The 15310-nt window shown below is 47.7% G+C and carries 11 protein-coding genes; 6 read left to right on the top strand and 5 right to left on the bottom strand.

The window, feature by feature from the left end; translation table 11 throughout:
* Positions 1 to 9: 9 nt before the first annotated feature.
* Positions 10 to 975 (top strand): ComEC/Rec2 family competence protein, encoded by a 966-nt coding sequence (locus F3J22_RS24825; RefSeq protein WP_167020612.1) that lies wholly within the window; start codon positions 10 to 12, stop codon positions 973 to 975.
* A 375-nt stretch (positions 976 to 1350) separates the two neighbouring features.
* Entirely contained in the window at positions 1351 to 2001 is a 651-nt protein-coding gene (locus F3J22_RS24820; protein ID WP_240155167.1) for a methyltransferase domain-containing protein, read from the top strand.
* A 10-nt stretch (positions 2002 to 2011) separates the two neighbouring features.
* Here F3J22_RS24820 and F3J22_RS24815 read toward each other — a convergent pair whose 3' ends face one another.
* A complete protein-coding gene (locus F3J22_RS24815; protein WP_167020611.1) occupies positions 2012 to 4624 on the bottom strand; it encodes a hypothetical protein in 2613 nt (870 codons plus the stop codon).
* Positions 4625 to 4855: 231 nt separating this feature from the next.
* Between F3J22_RS24815 and F3J22_RS24810 the strand changes: the two genes are divergently transcribed.
* Genes F3J22_RS24810 through F3J22_RS24800 form a run of 3 tightly spaced genes read left to right on the top strand, consistent with a single transcriptional unit; the run spans position 4856 to position 10765 of the window.
* Positions 4856 to 8056, top strand: a complete 3201-nt coding sequence (locus F3J22_RS24810; RefSeq protein ID WP_167020610.1) for a TonB-dependent receptor — start codon at positions 4856 to 4858, stop codon at positions 8054 to 8056.
* 23 nt (positions 8057 to 8079) lie between these two features.
* On the top strand, positions 8080 to 9870 hold the full coding sequence (locus F3J22_RS24805; protein WP_167020609.1) for a RagB/SusD family nutrient uptake outer membrane protein: 1791 nt from the start codon (positions 8080 to 8082) through the stop codon (positions 9868 to 9870).
* 19 nt (positions 9871 to 9889) lie between these two features.
* Complete coding sequence (locus tag F3J22_RS24800; RefSeq protein ID WP_240155166.1) at positions 9890 to 10765, top strand: endonuclease/exonuclease/phosphatase family protein; 876 nt, start codon at positions 9890 to 9892, stop codon at positions 10763 to 10765.
* Positions 10766 to 10937: 172 nt separating this feature from the next.
* Here the strand turns inward: F3J22_RS24800 and F3J22_RS24795 are convergent, their stop codons facing one another.
* The 3 genes from F3J22_RS24795 to F3J22_RS24785 all read right to left on the bottom strand — a co-directional run bounded on the left by F3J22_RS24795 (position 10938) and on the right by F3J22_RS24785 (position 13282).
* Positions 10938 to 11570 (bottom strand): Crp/Fnr family transcriptional regulator, encoded by a 633-nt coding sequence (locus tag F3J22_RS24795; RefSeq protein ID WP_240155165.1) that lies wholly within the window; start codon positions 11568 to 11570, stop codon positions 10938 to 10940.
* Between the two features lie 379 nt (positions 11571 to 11949).
* Positions 11950 to 12681 (bottom strand): YoaK family protein, encoded by a 732-nt coding sequence (locus F3J22_RS24790; RefSeq protein WP_167020607.1) that lies wholly within the window; start codon positions 12679 to 12681, stop codon positions 11950 to 11952.
* 4 nt (positions 12682 to 12685) lie between these two features.
* Positions 12686 to 13282, bottom strand: a complete 597-nt coding sequence (locus F3J22_RS24785; protein WP_167020606.1) for a class I SAM-dependent methyltransferase — start codon at positions 13280 to 13282, stop codon at positions 12686 to 12688.
* Between the two features lie 202 nt (positions 13283 to 13484).
* On the opposite strand from F3J22_RS24785, the gene F3J22_RS24780 reads away from it, so the two are divergent.
* Positions 13485 to 14144, top strand: coding sequence for a hypothetical protein (locus tag F3J22_RS24780; RefSeq protein ID WP_167020605.1), 660 nt, complete (start codon positions 13485 to 13487; stop codon positions 14142 to 14144).
* A gap of 59 nt (positions 14145 to 14203) precedes the next feature.
* Here the strand turns inward: F3J22_RS24780 and F3J22_RS24775 are convergent, their stop codons facing one another.
* Positions 14204 to 15223 carry a S41 family peptidase gene (locus F3J22_RS24775; protein WP_167020604.1) on the bottom strand — a complete coding sequence of 340 codons (1020 nt, stop codon included), beginning with the start codon at positions 15221 to 15223 and terminating at the stop codon, positions 14204 to 14206.
* Between the last annotated feature and the right edge of the window lie 87 nt (positions 15224 to 15310).

The following is a 15310-nucleotide window of genomic DNA, read 5'->3' as shown; positions in this document are numbered from 1 at the left end:
CATAGATGAATGAAGTTTGAAATAGATATGTTATCTGTCGGTCGCGCTGACGCGATTATTTTACGATACTTTAATCGCTTTGATAAGGAAGTCGTTATTGTTATTGATGCCGGACGCTCCGGTGATGGTAAAAAGGTCCTGGAGCATATTGAAAACCATACTGATAAGAAAAGTATTGACCTGGCTATCTGTACCCACCCGGATAAAGACCATATTGGTGGCTTCTTTGATATCGTCGGGAAGGTGAAAATTGATAAGTTCTGGATCCATAATCCCGCCAATCATAGGAAGGAAGTAGAGAAACTTAAAGGAAAAATATCAAAGGAAAAGCCTATTCACGAAAGCCTGAGTGAGGCAGAAAGTCTGATATCACTGATCAAAAAAAATAGAATAGTTTATGAGGAACCATTTGCCGGTTTGAAATATGATAAAGCTCCATTAATCGTAGTAGGTCCAAAAAAAGAGTATTATCAGGAGCTGCTGAGTGATTTTAGGGATATTGGTACGCTGCTTAATGAAGGGCTTACAGCGGACTGGTTACAGGCTGATGATAAGTTACAAGAATCTGAAATGTCAGAAAAATTGGACCGGAAGAAGGATGAATCAAAAGAAAATAATAGTAGCGCTATTATTTTGTTTACCCCATCTGGATCTAATCATAAATATTTATTTACTGGGGATGCTGGCCCTATTGCTTTACGGAAGGCCGATGATTTCAGAGATCTGTCTGGATTATATTGGCTGGATGTTCCCCATCATGGCAGTGTTTATAATTTAAAACCAGACTTAATTAATAGATTCAAACCAAAGTATGCATTAATATCTTGCAAAAAATCGGATCATTATCCTATTGATAAAGTAGTGGATGCTTTAAGAGCAACCGGGTGTTTGGTCTATCCTACTTATGATTCCAGACTTCACTACTATGTTGGTTTGTCTTTAAGACCAGGGGAGTGCTCAGCCAGACCAATGTAATGGGTTGTATCAATATAGAATTTCGATTTGATACATAGACGTATTTTACCATTTGATGAAATGGATTAAAAAGGGTGGGTGCAATAGCCCACCTTTTTCATTAGCAACATTCCTGCCCCCTCCATCAAACAATCCGCTGGCTTTTACTGTTAAGTTTCCATTGCCATCAGGCGGCCATGCCGGATGGCTGTTGTAAGATCACGGCTGTGGTACGGCTGTCCCCGATAACTTAGCTGTTTGCCCCAACAGCATTGCGAAGAGAATACCTCGTTGTACCGGTAGTAAAATGAAAATCATTGTATGCGCTGTAATCAGCTGGCAGCAATGTTTTGTGTGAAAGCTTATTTTAATTGTTCTGCTTAAAAATGATTAAAGATGATGACACCGGAAAAATTATATGTTCAGTATGGCTCTGGCCCATTCTCCGCACCTGCAGGCTGGAAAAACTACGATGTATCGCCCACGTTAAGGCTCCAGAAACTGCCCCTGATAGGTAAACTCCTGCAAAAGCGCATGCATGTTGCCTTTCACCCGGATGTTATTTTGGGAGATATCATCAGCGGTTTACCCGGCGTCACCGCAAATTCCTGCGACGGCATTTATTGTAGTCATGTGTTGGAACATCTATCTTACCACGACTGCAAAAAAGCGTTGGACAATACTTTCGCGTTACTCAAGCCAGGTGGCTATTTCCGCTGTGTGGTGCCCGACCTGGAAAGTGCTGCCAAAAACTATATCGCACAGCTAAACCAGCAGGACCCCGAAGCCAACGTAAAATTCCTGGACGAAACATTGCTGGGTAAGCGGGAGCGCGTTCGTGGCGTGAAACAGCTAATCCAGGCCACCTATGGCAATAAGGAACATTTATACATGTGGGACCACCTTTCGCTGAGCAAAGCCCTGCAACAGGCAGGATTTAAGGAGGTACGCAGCTGCGCCTTCAACGACAGCAAAGACCAGATGTTCCAAAGAGTGGAAGAAGCATCCAGGTTCAATAATGCCGTGGCGCTGGAAGCCACCAAATAATCGCCGGCGCTTATTCCGCTATCATCTCCGCATATTTGCGTTCATACTTTTCACCGTAGATTTCCTGGTAATCTTCCTGGAACCGCAGGAATAATTTATGCGCGGAAGCATGTTGCTGCTGCTGTGCCAGCGCTTTACATTTATACATCACCGCCGACTCACATACCGGATCGAAGCGAAGCATACAGTCACATATCGCTACAATACGTGCCGGCGGCAACTGACAATGGTTATGTTGGAGGTACTCGTCCATATTACTGATCACTTCCTGGCAAATGGCTGCCCGGTAGCTATCCAGCCATTGATAGTCGAGACCCTCCAGTAGCGGCCCTTTCAGCAATTCGAGGTGCTGGTCCGGCGCCTGGCAGAAGGCAGGCAGCTGCCGCCATTGCAACAGGTCTGTCTTAATCTGTGTTTCATCTGCCAGCAATATCCATCTTCCTTTCTCTTTCTGCAATGAATATTCTCCGAGCTTGTCTAACAGGCTTCTCAGCTTGGCGATGTTCACCGAACGGTTGTTTTTGGCGGCAGCCTGTGTCATGCTGGGCCAGAGAATGTCTGTTAGTCGTGCAGTGGTAATGCCCTGGCCATCGGTAATATTGGGCAGGAGTATCAGCAGGAATAATTCTTTTACCAGCGGACTAAACTGCCGGCTGATATCTTTTCCGCTACTGTCCACTACTTTGAAAGTGCCAAACAGGCGTATCGATGCCTGTAAAGGAGCTGCTGGTATGGCGTTTACCGCTGGTTCGGGGATTACTTCTTGCGGCATCGGTATTTCAACCGGTGTTATATCAGGAATAAAATGAATAGGTTGTAGCACCGGCGCCGAAGTAATCATACGTTCCGGTAAAAGCAGTACCGGTTCTTTCCTTGTATCTGGTGTGGTAACGGTATTGCCTATACGGAATGGCCTCCATTCTGCCCAGATAACGATCAATAACATCACCAGGCAAGCCAGCACTTTCCAGGATAGCAATACCATATACCAGGGCGCATGTACAGGTGTAATTTCTGGTAAGATAACCGGCAGCAGCAGCGTGTATATCTTTACTTCACTGATTTTATTATCCGGCGAATAACTTGTTACTGCCAGCAGTTCACCGGTTTGTTCGCAATAATAAAGGGTGGCTCTGGACTTCACATCTACAAAGGGAAAAGCGATCGTATCGCCAATCAGTTCATGTCTGGGATGGTGCAGGTCTGTTTTCATTAACCGGAAGGCCGATTGAAGGCGGTCATTCGGATATATCAGCGTATAGGCTGCCTGCTGCTGTGCATCTATCACCAGGTTTCCCCCGAAGGCATAGGGGTGTTCCGGTTTAGGGAGTGTATATATTTTTGTATACCGATGATGACGTATATCTAATACCGTTAGATCATATAATTGATGTGGATTGAGTAATTGTTCGCCGTTCAGGCTGCCATAACCCCCAAGAATATACGCAGTATCTCCTGCACTGTTCATTCCTACAGCAGACAGATAACGGGGCGTGAACCGTTCCCCCTGTACCGCAGGTGTATCCCATTGCTGCGTATCTGGGTGGTAGCGGCGCAGCAGGTTTTTATACTGGTAATCGCCATAGCCGCCTATCTGGTAAATGGCGCTGTCATAGCTGGAATAGAATACGGTAGGATGCCAGAAATGCGTAACAGGGTTGCTGTCCAGCGCATGGGACCAGCGAAGCTGATGCGGATCATATGCTGCTACCTGCGGGCTGTCCGGGAAATAATTGTATAGTCGCTGGTGCTGTTCATCGAAGACGGTCTGGTTGCCCTGGGGTGCGCCGGTAGGCTGGAAGAGGAGCTGCTGCTGCATTTCCCTGCGGCCTGCATTCCATTGCAGCACTTCGTGCTGACCGGTAATATATAAGGTGCCGGCTTTGTTGTTGAATGCGAGCGCGGCATTACCTTTTACCTGCCAGGTGCCTGCCAGCTGCCAGTTATGATAGCGGGGCTGCAGCCATACCGGATGTTCGGTATAGGCTACTTTTCCTTTCACCAGGTCGGTATCGCGTGTGCCGGCATGTTGCGCCAGCGGGAAATGTAGTTGTAGTTCATCATCGCGGTACCATTGGATATCGCGCAGCCGCATCGGCGGCAGGTCTATGTTTCTGAAGCTGCCATCGCGGTTGGCGCCAAAAAGCAGGTTACCCGATTTTGCCGGCAGTAACTTTAAAGGTACCTCACCTACCTTTTCCTTATCTACCCAAAGGGATAACCGATGGCTGTTAACCCCTATGTTAACCCGGATGTTTTTCCATTTACGGGCCATGGTACCAGGTTCCATGGGATAGCTGATGCCGGAGAACTCGTTCCCGGTGACTATCTGTAACGCCCGTGCATGTACGTTGTATATCAGATCAATATTCTGTTCCCTGTCATCTATAAACCGGAAAAGGTATCCAAAATAGCTGGTAGATAATGGTGCAAATGAGAGCGAAAAAGATAGCGTGTAGTCGTAATCGTTAGATAGTGGCACAGTCGGGATAACCAGCGAGGTACGTTGTTCGGGCATAATGTTTTTGGCCCGGAATTCCAGTCCGTATCCTTCCTGGGCAGCCGCACGGTTTGTCAATGCTAGTATTAATATGGCCAGTATACGAGTAAATTGATAATACATCTTTGACAAAAATATTTCAATAAGCGTGGTTCTACTGTTAAGTTTATATTATCAGATCGGTCCCTTTTGATAGGGTTAATGGTTGATAATCCTTGTCTGTGGCTATTCTCTGTACAGCAAATGTTGGGTCTGTTAATCTTTCATTATCCCTCTTGTTAATCGCCGCTTATTTACTTCACGGCAAATCTTTCTGATTAAAATAAAATAATATTCTTAAACAACAAAAGCATCATGAGAAAATGGTTTTGTATGCTTTGCCTGGTAAGTGGTACAACTGCAGTGTATGCGCAGTCGCACCCCACTACGGGCAAGGTAACCGATGAAAGTGGCCAGGGCCTGCCTGGTGTTTCGGTGAAGGTTTTGGGCACCAGTCTTGGTACCAGCACAGACGCAAAGGGTGGCTTTAGCATTAATGCTGCTCCTGACGCGCAGCTGATCTTCACGTATGTGGGTTTCAATACGGATACGGTATTGGCCAGTCGTGCCGCACATGGAGTAAGGCTGAAAACAAAAGTAGCTTCCCTGAACGACGTGGTAGTAGTAGGGTATGGTACGCAAAAGAAAGCGAACCTGACAGGTGCTGTTGCACAGGTTACCGGAGAGGTGCTAAGTAACCGTTCTATCCCCAACATCACCCAGGGGTTACAGGGTACTATTCCCAACCTCAACCTCGTAATGGGTGATGGTAAACCTTTACAGTCACCTTCCTACAATGTGCGTGGTAATACTTCCATTGGTCAGGGTGGTAGTGCGCTGGTACTGATAGATGGGGTACAGGGCGATCCTTCGCTGATCAACCCGAACGATATCGCCAGTGTCACCGTACTGAAAGATGCCTCTTCGGCAGCGATCTACGGCGCCCGCGCGGCTTTCGGTGTGGTGCTGATCACGACCAAAAACCCTGCTAAGGGAAAAACAACCGTTACTTATTCTTCCAACTATTCCCTGAAAAGTCCGACTTCGGTGCCTGATATAGTAGACAATGGCTACCAGTATGCATCTATGTTTAATGAGGCCTGGTCGGCATGGAATGACTATTCACAGACCGCCCAGAACATTAACAAGACGCAGCCTTTCTCTGCGGCATACCTGGCAGAGTATAAAAAACGCAACGACGACCCTTCGCTGCCAAAGGTAGAAGTAGGGCCTAATGGCAACTACGTATACTATGGCAATACCAACTGGTACGATCTGCTCTATAAAAAACACAATTTCGCTACAGACCAGAACCTGGCTATTTCAGGTGCCAGCGAAAAGGCCAGCTATTATATTACGGGCCGCTACTATGGTCAGGAAGGCCTGTTCCGCTTCAATTCTGACGATTTCAAAGCCTATAACTTCCGCGCCAAAGGTAGTCTCCAGGTGTTCAAGTGGCTGGAGCTGAACAACAGCACGGACTTTGCTTACCGTAGCTACCATAACCCGCTGAACGTGGGCGAAGGCGGCGGTATCTGGCGTAACCTGGCCGATGAAGGCCACCCTTCTTCCATGCTGTTCAACCCGGACGGTACGCTGACTTTCACGGCGGCCTATACGGTGGGTGATTTCTTCTATGGAAAAAATGGTATCGATACCACCAACCAGCAGATTCGTAATACGACCGGCTTCGTGGCCAGGTTTAATAACGACCATTTCCGCCTGAAAGGTGACTTTACTTTCCAGCTGTTCAACAACGGAGAAACGCAGAAGCGTGTACCCGTTCCGTATAGCACGGCGCCTGGTGTAATCTCCTATGTGGGATCTGCCTATAACGACCTGCAAAACCTGACGGCACGTACACAATACATTGCCACCAACATCTATGGTGAATATGAAAACCGTTTCGGTGGCCATTATTTCAAAGTGCTGGCAGGCTACAACTTCGAACAGTCGGCGTACTCCGGCTTCTCCGCACTGCGTAACGGGTTGTCTTACCCGGGAGCTAAAAACCTGAACCTGGCACTGGGACAAAATATCTCTACCGCCGGGTATTGGGACAAATGGGCTATCCTCGGTGGATTTGGCCGGCTGAACTACAGTTATAAAGATCGTTACCTGCTGGAGTTCAACGGGCGTTATGATGGTTCTTCTAAATTCCCATCCAATCAGCGTTTCGCGTTCTTCCCATCTGTTTCCGGTGGCTGGCGTGTATCCCAGGAGCCTTTCTGGCATGTATCTCCACGGGCAGTGTCTGACCTGAAGGTACGTGGTTCCTATGGCTCGCTGGGTAATGGTAACGTTGCCTCCTATACGTACCAGGAGAACTTCAATATCACCCAGTATGGCCGCGTAATTGGTGGTGTATTGCCACAGAAAACAAGTCAGCCGGTGGTACTTCCTGATGGCCTGACCTGGGAAACCGCCCGTACTGCGGACCTGGGAATGGACATCGGCTTCCTCAGCGACCGCCTCAACTTCAGCGGGGATATCTACGAACGTAAAACAATGAATATGTTTACCGTAGGGCCCACCCTGCCGGATGTATTCGGTGCTGATCCGCCAAAAGGTAACTATGCCGACCTGCGTACCCGTGGCTGGGAAGCCAGCATCAACTGGCACGATAAATTTACTGTTGCCAATAAGCCATTTAACTATAGCGTAGGCGTGTGGATGTCTGACTATTCCGCAACGATATTACGTTACAACAATACCAGCGGTATACTCACCGATTATTATGTGGGTCAGAAACTGGGAGATATCTGGGGTTTGGTAAACGATGGCTTTATGACGCAGAAAGATGCAGATTATGCCAATGCCAACCAGACACAGACGCAGTATAAATCTTCCACCAGTGGCCACTGGATGGCAGGCGACCTCAAATTCAAGGACCTGAACGGCGACGGCAAGATCAACAACGGGACCAATACGTTGTCTAACCCCGGCGACCAGCGCGTGATCGGTAACAGCACCCCGCGCTATAACTTCGGTATTAAACTGGATGCCTCCTGGAACAACTTCTCCATTGGCGCATTCTTCCAGGGAGTAGGCAAGCAGGACTGGTACCCTGGTGGTGAGGCAGATGCCTTCTGGGGACAATATAACCGCCCTTACAACTATGCCCTGAAATATCAGCTGGGGAATATCTGGACAGAAGATAATCCGAACGCCTATTTCCCGCGTTACCGCGGCTATGTAGCCCAGGGTGGTAATGAGTTGTCTATCGCACAAACAAAATACCTGCAGAATGTTCGCTATATCCGGCTGAAAAATCTGCAGATAGGCTATAACCTTCCCGCACACCTGATTTCAAGAGCGCACCTCAACAGCATGCGTGTATATATCTCCGGTGAAAACCTCTGGACAGCTTCTCCATTGTATAAGCTGACCCGTAACATCGACGTGGAAAATATCGGTAAATCAGATGTGATCCTGACAGGTAACTCCAACAATGGTAACGGTAACAACTATCCGATCCTGAAGAGCTATACCATCGGACTGCAGGTTTCATTATAATTCTATTCAAAAATTTCAGAACAATGCATATACCCTTTAAAAAGCAATGTGCTGCAGTGATCATAGGGGCAGCTGTACTGGCAGGTTGTACAAAGAGCCTGGACCAGCAGCCGCAGGCAAGCGCTACCCGCGATGCGGTGTTTGGCAGTGAGGCCGGGCTGAAACTTTATACTACTTCTTTTTACGATATATTACCGGATATCAATACTCCTTTTCGTACCGATTGTAACCTCTCCGATTATGGTGCAGTCAATGCGGTGCCGGATTATATCCGTACTGGTGTTTACAGTGCGCAGTCAGAGGCTAAAGGCAACTGGAGCTGGACGGCATTGCGCAATGTCAATTATTTCATCGTAAATAACATCAACCCGACAGTGCCAGTGGCCACGCGTGATAACTACACTGCGCTGGCACGCTTCTTCCGTGCTTATTTTTATTTCGAGAAAATTAAGCGTTATGGAGATGTGCCCTGGCTGAGCAAGCCGCTGGCGGTAAACGACAGTCTGCTCTATGCAAAGCGTGATTCCCGTGTATTGGTGATAGACTCTGTCATCGCCGATCTGGACTGGGCTGCCAGTCATATTATCGCCGGGGAAGATGCTACCCGTAGTACCATCACCCAGAACGTCATCCTGGGCTTCAAGTCACGGGTATGCCTGTACGAAGGTACATACCGTAAATACCGTAACGATTCGCTGCCGGGTTCTACCGACCTGCTGACACAAGCCGCTGCCGCAGCAAAAGCCGTGATAGATGGTGGTAAATATTCCCTGAGTATGGGAACGCAGTCGTACCGCAACCTGTTCATCAATGCGGCGCCGGTGACGGCAGAAATCATGCTGGCAGACCTTACCAGTAGCTCGCTGGGAAAAATGAACGATGCCAACTGGTACTTCACCAGTGCCACCTACGGCAGCCGTTTCAGCTTTACCCGTGATTTCATCAACACCTACCTGCAACTGGATGGTACCGCCTTTACAGATGTACCCGGCCACGACACCATGACGCTGGCACATGAAACACAGAACCGTGACCTGCGCCTCGGACAAACGATCCGCCTCGCAGGATATACCCGTGTCAACAATGGTAAAACCATTGCGGCGCCACCGGTATTTTCGTATACCTATACCGGTTACCAGCCTATTAAATGGTGCCTGGACGATATGTATTACGATGCCGGCGCACTTAATACCAACAGTGTTTCCCTGATGCGTTATGCCGAGATACTGCTGAACTATGCAGAAGCCAAGGCAGAGCTGGGACAAATGGACGGTAGCGTATGGGCGCAAACCATTGGCGCACTGCGTACCCGCGCAGGTATCGCCAATGCCAACACCTTACCGGTTAACGTAGACCCATATATGAAATCGCGCTACTATCCTGATGTGACCAATGCCGCACTGATGGAGATCCGCCGTGACCGCGCCATTGAGCTTTGCCTGGAAGGCTTCCGCTGGATGGACCTCACCCGCTGGGCGCATGGCGACCTGCTGCTGAAGAAATGGAATGGTTTCTATGTGCCGGCACTGAACGTACCAATGGACCTCAACGCGGATGGTGTATTGGATGTATGCTTCTACCAGACAACCGCTCCGGCAAACCCTGTGGCAGGCGTTACCTACGTGAATGTAGGGCCTACCGTTGGCGGCGTTACCAATCCGCAGCAGCTGGCCAATGGTACCTACGGCGAACTGCACTGGCAGGATGCTACCCCGCGTACCTTCCAGCCGTTTATGTACCTGTACCCGCTGCCGATCACTGCGATCCAGTTAAATCCTAACCTCTCGCAAAACCCGGGATGGGGACAACCTTAATAACTATAACGTCTATACGATGATGATCAAAAGAAATATACTGCTCATCGCCATCTGCCTGATTACAGCGCAGGTGGCCATGGCGCAGCGTTTTACAGTTGGAACCTACAATCTCCGTTACGATAATAACGGCGATTCTCTCAAAGGAAACGGCTGGCAGCGCCGCTATCCGGTAATTGCCAGCCTGGTACGCTTTCATGGCTTCGATATTTTCGGTACCCAGGAAGGACTCAAACATCAGCTGGAAAACCTGAAAGATAGTCTGCCAGGCTTTACCTACATTGGTATTGGCCGCGATGATGGTAAAGAAGCCGGCGAACATTCTGCTATCTTCTATAATACCAACATGTTTACTGTAGTGAAGCAGGGGAATTTCTGGTTGTCTGAAACCGAAGATAAGCCCAACAAAGGCTGGGATGCGGTCTTGCCGCGTATCTGTACCTGGGGACTCTTTAAGGAAATCAAAACAGGCTTTACGTTTTATATGTTCAACCTGCATATGGACCATGTAGGCGTAAAGGCCCGTGCGGAGAGTTCAAAGCTCATCCTGAAAAAAATCAAAGAGATGACCGCAGGCCGCCCGGTAATACTGACCGGCGATTTCAACGTGGACCAGCATAATGAATCGTACCTACTGCTGGCCAGCAGCAACGTATTATTCGATGCATATACGACTACGAAGCTGCGCTATGCCAATACGGCTACTTTCAACAATTTTAAGGGAGATGTAGCTGCTGATACCCGTATCGATCATGTGTTCCTGACTAAGAACTTCGAAGTGCAGCGCTACGGTATCCTCGATGATACGTACCGCAGCCAGGAAAACGGCGTAGGTACTGCACGTACCCCTTCTGACCATTTTCCGGTTCTGGTGGAAGTGACGCATGGGAAATAAATCAGGCGCCTGCGGCGGGCTTTCTCGCAGAGCAGCATAAGCAGCAAAGCAGCAGAGATCTACATTTTGTTGTATAAATTTGATGCAATCTAAATAACATAATCCTTGGCTGCTTTGTTGCTTATGCTGCTCTGCGAGAGAGAACTGCGCCGAAGGCGCCTTTGCGGGAAAATCACAAATTTCCGCAACCAGATAATGCAATCAATCGCTTTACGTCCTGTACATATATCTTCCTGCCATTAGTGGTGATGATACCATCTGACTTTAATTCTGTCAGGAAGCGCACAATATTCTCCGTGCCGGTACCTACCATGTTGGCAAGGTCTGCGCGGGAGATATTGATGCCGATATCGGTAGCATCCTGGTGGTCTTCCTTAAACTTTTCCCTGAGCAGGATTAATGTAACAGCAAGGCGTTCCTTTACAGTATGTTGCGCAAGTAAGGAAATCGTATTGGAGAATACCACAAATTCGTGGCAAAGGTTTTTCAGGAGTCGCTGTGCCAGCCTGGGCGATTGTTCCATTGCCCTGAGGAACGACTCCCTGGGAATAAAGGCGATGGTGCTCTGTTCCAGCGTTGCGGCAGAATCGGGGTATCGTTCGTCCAGTACTACCGCATGGTAGCCTATTATTTCACCGGAGTTGGCCACATAAATAATCTGTTCCTTACCGGTTTTGTCGGCTTTATACTTTTTTACTTTCCCTTTCAGGATGAAGAATATGCCATAGGCGGCATTGTTTTCACGAAAGATAACCTCACCTTTCCCGTACTGCTGCTCGGTCATTCCCTGGAATAGCAGCTCCATGTCCTCCTCCGGAAGGTTTTTCAGAATAGAGTGCGATTTAAAACTCCATTTATCAATGGGAAAAAGACCATGCAGACTCATAACGGTTAAAATTCTTTTATGCGTTTTCAGGTATCAAAAAATTGATATTTTTCAACTTTTTACCTGAAAAGTATCAATGCTTTTTTACCAGCTCAAAGTTACCTTTGCAAAATGAAATTATCAACTATTTCATGGCTGGGTACAGCGCCGGATTTGCTGTACAGGTAATGTGCAGCAATGTAATACTATGTAATTGAAGGACCACCAAATAAATCGTATAATAGTAAGGATGACATATCAATGTTGTTAACAAATTGATTGTTATGATAACCGGGAAGTACTTCTGTGCTTCCTTTTTTTATGTGCTGTTTTTCGTAGAGAGATATCGTAGCAATTTTCTTATCCGGAGGCGGGAAATATCATACCAGATGGTAAAAGCCAGTATGCCAGCCGGCAGGTAAAAGGTATGGTATTTCAGGGTGATGAATGCGTAGCCACCCGTGATGCCACCTGCCAGGAAAAAGAGGATGATGGTAAGTCGGAGTGCGATCTTCTGTTTGAGTTCAGCTGTTTTTGCTGCTATAGAAAACCAGGTGTAAAGATCAATGCCCAGATCCGTGAACATACCTGTCAGGTGTGTGGTTCTGACAACCGATCCCGATATTTTTGAAACGAGTGCGTTTTGCATGCCCATGGCGAATAGCAGGCTGCCGGCGAAATATTCTGTTTTGATGATGGAATGGTCGTAGGTATAGCCGAAGATGGCCGTCAGCAGCAGGATACACATTTCTGCAATAATCGGAATGGTATAGGTGTAGCTTTTATTGGCTTTGGTTTTATCGATACACCAGGCGGTGAAGAAGGCGCCTGCCAGGAACAGGAATAGCCACAGCGCGATCATCCTGGCGGCCCTGAACTCACCCAATGCCAGCTCATGTGCCAGTAACGCCGCATGGCCGGTAACATTGGTGGTCAGTACAGCAAAGGCAAAAAATCCTGCTGCATTGACCATACCAGCTGTAAAACAGAGCAGTATGGCGAGTCGCAGGTTATGCCTGTAGGTTCGTTTTCTTCCTGTATGGCGTAACACAGCGTTACTGTTTGATCCACATTTTCAGTAAAAGGTCTACGGTGGTATCTACCAGCTGGTAAGACGGTGGTATCTCGTCTTCCATGCTGTGATAGGTTACCAGCCTTGTGCCGCGTGGTTTCTTGTCCAGCTCCCTGAACAGGTACCTGCAATAATAATGATAAAGGCTGCTGGAGTATTCGATGCTTTGGTCTATATGGCCGGTACTGACAAGGTTTTCAAAGAAAGCGTTATAGAAATAGAAGTTATCGAAATCCTGGAGATCAAGCTGGGTAAGGTTGCCATGAATGAAGGTGGCATTACGGATACCGGTCATGGCTTTCGCTGACAGGGCATGTTCGTGTAAATCTTCTCTTTGTTCTATGCCGTAGAAACTGGCCTCCGGATTGTGAAAAGCCGCCAGCAGCGCAAATTTCCCGACACCGCTTCCGATGTCCAGTATTTTAACATCCTTTCTGGAGGCCAGGAACCTGGCAGCTCTTAAAGCCACCGGCATCGGTGTCCAATGGCGTTTAGACAGCTGTTGGACAGGCTCAGGATATAACCAGTCGAATGATACATCATTTTTATTCCATGCAGGATGCGGTATTATACTTCCCATGTGCTCGAAAATGGCTGCCCGTCTCACTTACAGGCGGGTTAATGTTACAGTTGGTGTCGTTGCACAAAGGTAGGCCGATTGTTTCGCTTAAAAATTGATACTCTGCAACCGGTAAATTGAAAAAAATCAATTTTTGAAACGCAGATCCGGTGGCGCATTTGAAGGATGATAATTCTTATATAACTTTATGCGAAATTTACCTATGTCCAGAATACTATACCTGTTACTGTCTGTTGCATTATTCGCCTGTAATACCGGAACCCGTCCATCAAAGGCTGATCTCCGCGAAGAGCAGGCCATACAACACCTGCTTGCCCGATATAAAAAAGTCAGCTTCGATTCTTTGAAAGTCTATCCTGCTTCAGACCTGGAGGATGCGGCCTATAGATTTAAAGGCAAGGCACTGGATACAAACGATGTCAGGCTGTTGCCAACGGGAGATTGGTCAGGAGATACCGGCGTGTTTGGTTGCTTCAGGTTCAGACTGGATAGTACCCGCTGGGGGCTGCTTACCCGCGTACCTTCGTACTATGAATCCACTTCCATCAGAATATTCATCTATGATCAGGTTACAAAAAAAATTACTGACGGAACACAGCTGGCGGAAACCTGGGGAGACGAAGGCGATAGTTTTCAGCAGGAATCCTGGATCTATAAAGAGAAAACAAATGGCTGGAATATCTGCTCAAATTTATCCACGGGTTATGATCATTCAGTGAATGATGCCAATGATACAACTTATGAAACGAAGGAAATGTATTATCTCTTCCGTATCAACCAGCAAAAGGTAGACACCATAAGGCAGGAGGAAAGCCTGGTGGCAGAGAAATGGAATACCCTGAACCGCCATACAAAATTGTAAAGTTTTCATGTAGCGTAACAGCTAAAGGAACGGTTGGAAGAGGCATCTTTCAACCGTTTTTATTTTATCCAGTTGTGTATTGTTGTCATCAGCTGCTCTTCACTTACCACCCTGGGGTCAGCATATTGCTGCGGTGTTACCGGCCCGGTATAGGCGTTGCCGTTACGATCGCAGGTTACGCTGGATGCCAGGGATATAAAGGCACTATCTGCCAGGAATATATTGCTCTTGCCGGTGGCAACGCCATAGGTAGGCGCGCCGAAGGTTTTTACGTTGGGTAACCCCAGGAAGGCGATGAGTATCATTTCTCCGGCGCTGGCGGTGTAATTGCCCGTAATGATGGCAATGGGTTTTTCTGACAGCTTTAATGGTGCATAGTCGGTCAGGTAACCCAGGCGGGTAGTTTTGCTGCCGCTTTTGGTATAGATGCCATTTTTATAGCGGGTGATATAAGATGCATGTCCTTTGTTATCCACGTATTTCAGCAGTATGTCCTGGTTAATCAGCGGGGCAAAGGCTGTCAGGAAAGGTACGGTGGTGCCGCCTTCCATTTTACGGAAATCGATGATAAGCCCCCTGACGTTTTCCTGGTCCATTTTTTTCAGCGTGGCATACAGACTGTCTGCAATCCTGTGCCGGTCAGAGAGGTCGATGGCATTGTACGACTTTAATTCAATGAGCCCGTATGAATTGTTAATACTGGCATGGAAGGGAATGCTACCTGGTTTGGTACTTAATGAAGCGAGTACGGAACTGCCGGCAGCAGGAGGAGCCTTAAAAAAGCTATGCCGGTCGTTCAGGCCTGCAACCAGGTCTCTGATGGCGGGATAGGTATCGCTGCAGCTATCCGCATTTTTCATTTGCGTAACCGCCGACAGGTACAGTTGTTTGAAATCAATGTCTTTTTTGAAGTAGCTCTGGCTGCTGACTTGCTGAAATGCGGTATTGAAATAGTGTATGGCCACAGGCGAAATATGCTGCTGTGCAGCTTCACGGCTGGTCAGCAGGTAACTCCTGCTGCAGCCGGCTACTGCCATGGCGCCAATAAGAAACATGGACTTGCTATAGAAGCGTATCATGCGTACAGAGATCAGGTGTAGAAATAGTGGGTATACTTACGGTGATGAATATATGAAAATCATGGTCGTTTTCAAAAATCGAAAAAT

It is taken from the genome of Chitinophaga sp. Cy-1792, from assembly GCF_011752935.1.
In the GTDB taxonomy this organism is placed as follows: Bacteria; Bacteroidota; Bacteroidia; order Chitinophagales; family Chitinophagaceae; genus Chitinophaga.
The sequence above is the reverse complement of the archived record's forward strand: the minus strand, read 5'-3'. Positions and strand labels throughout refer to the sequence as shown.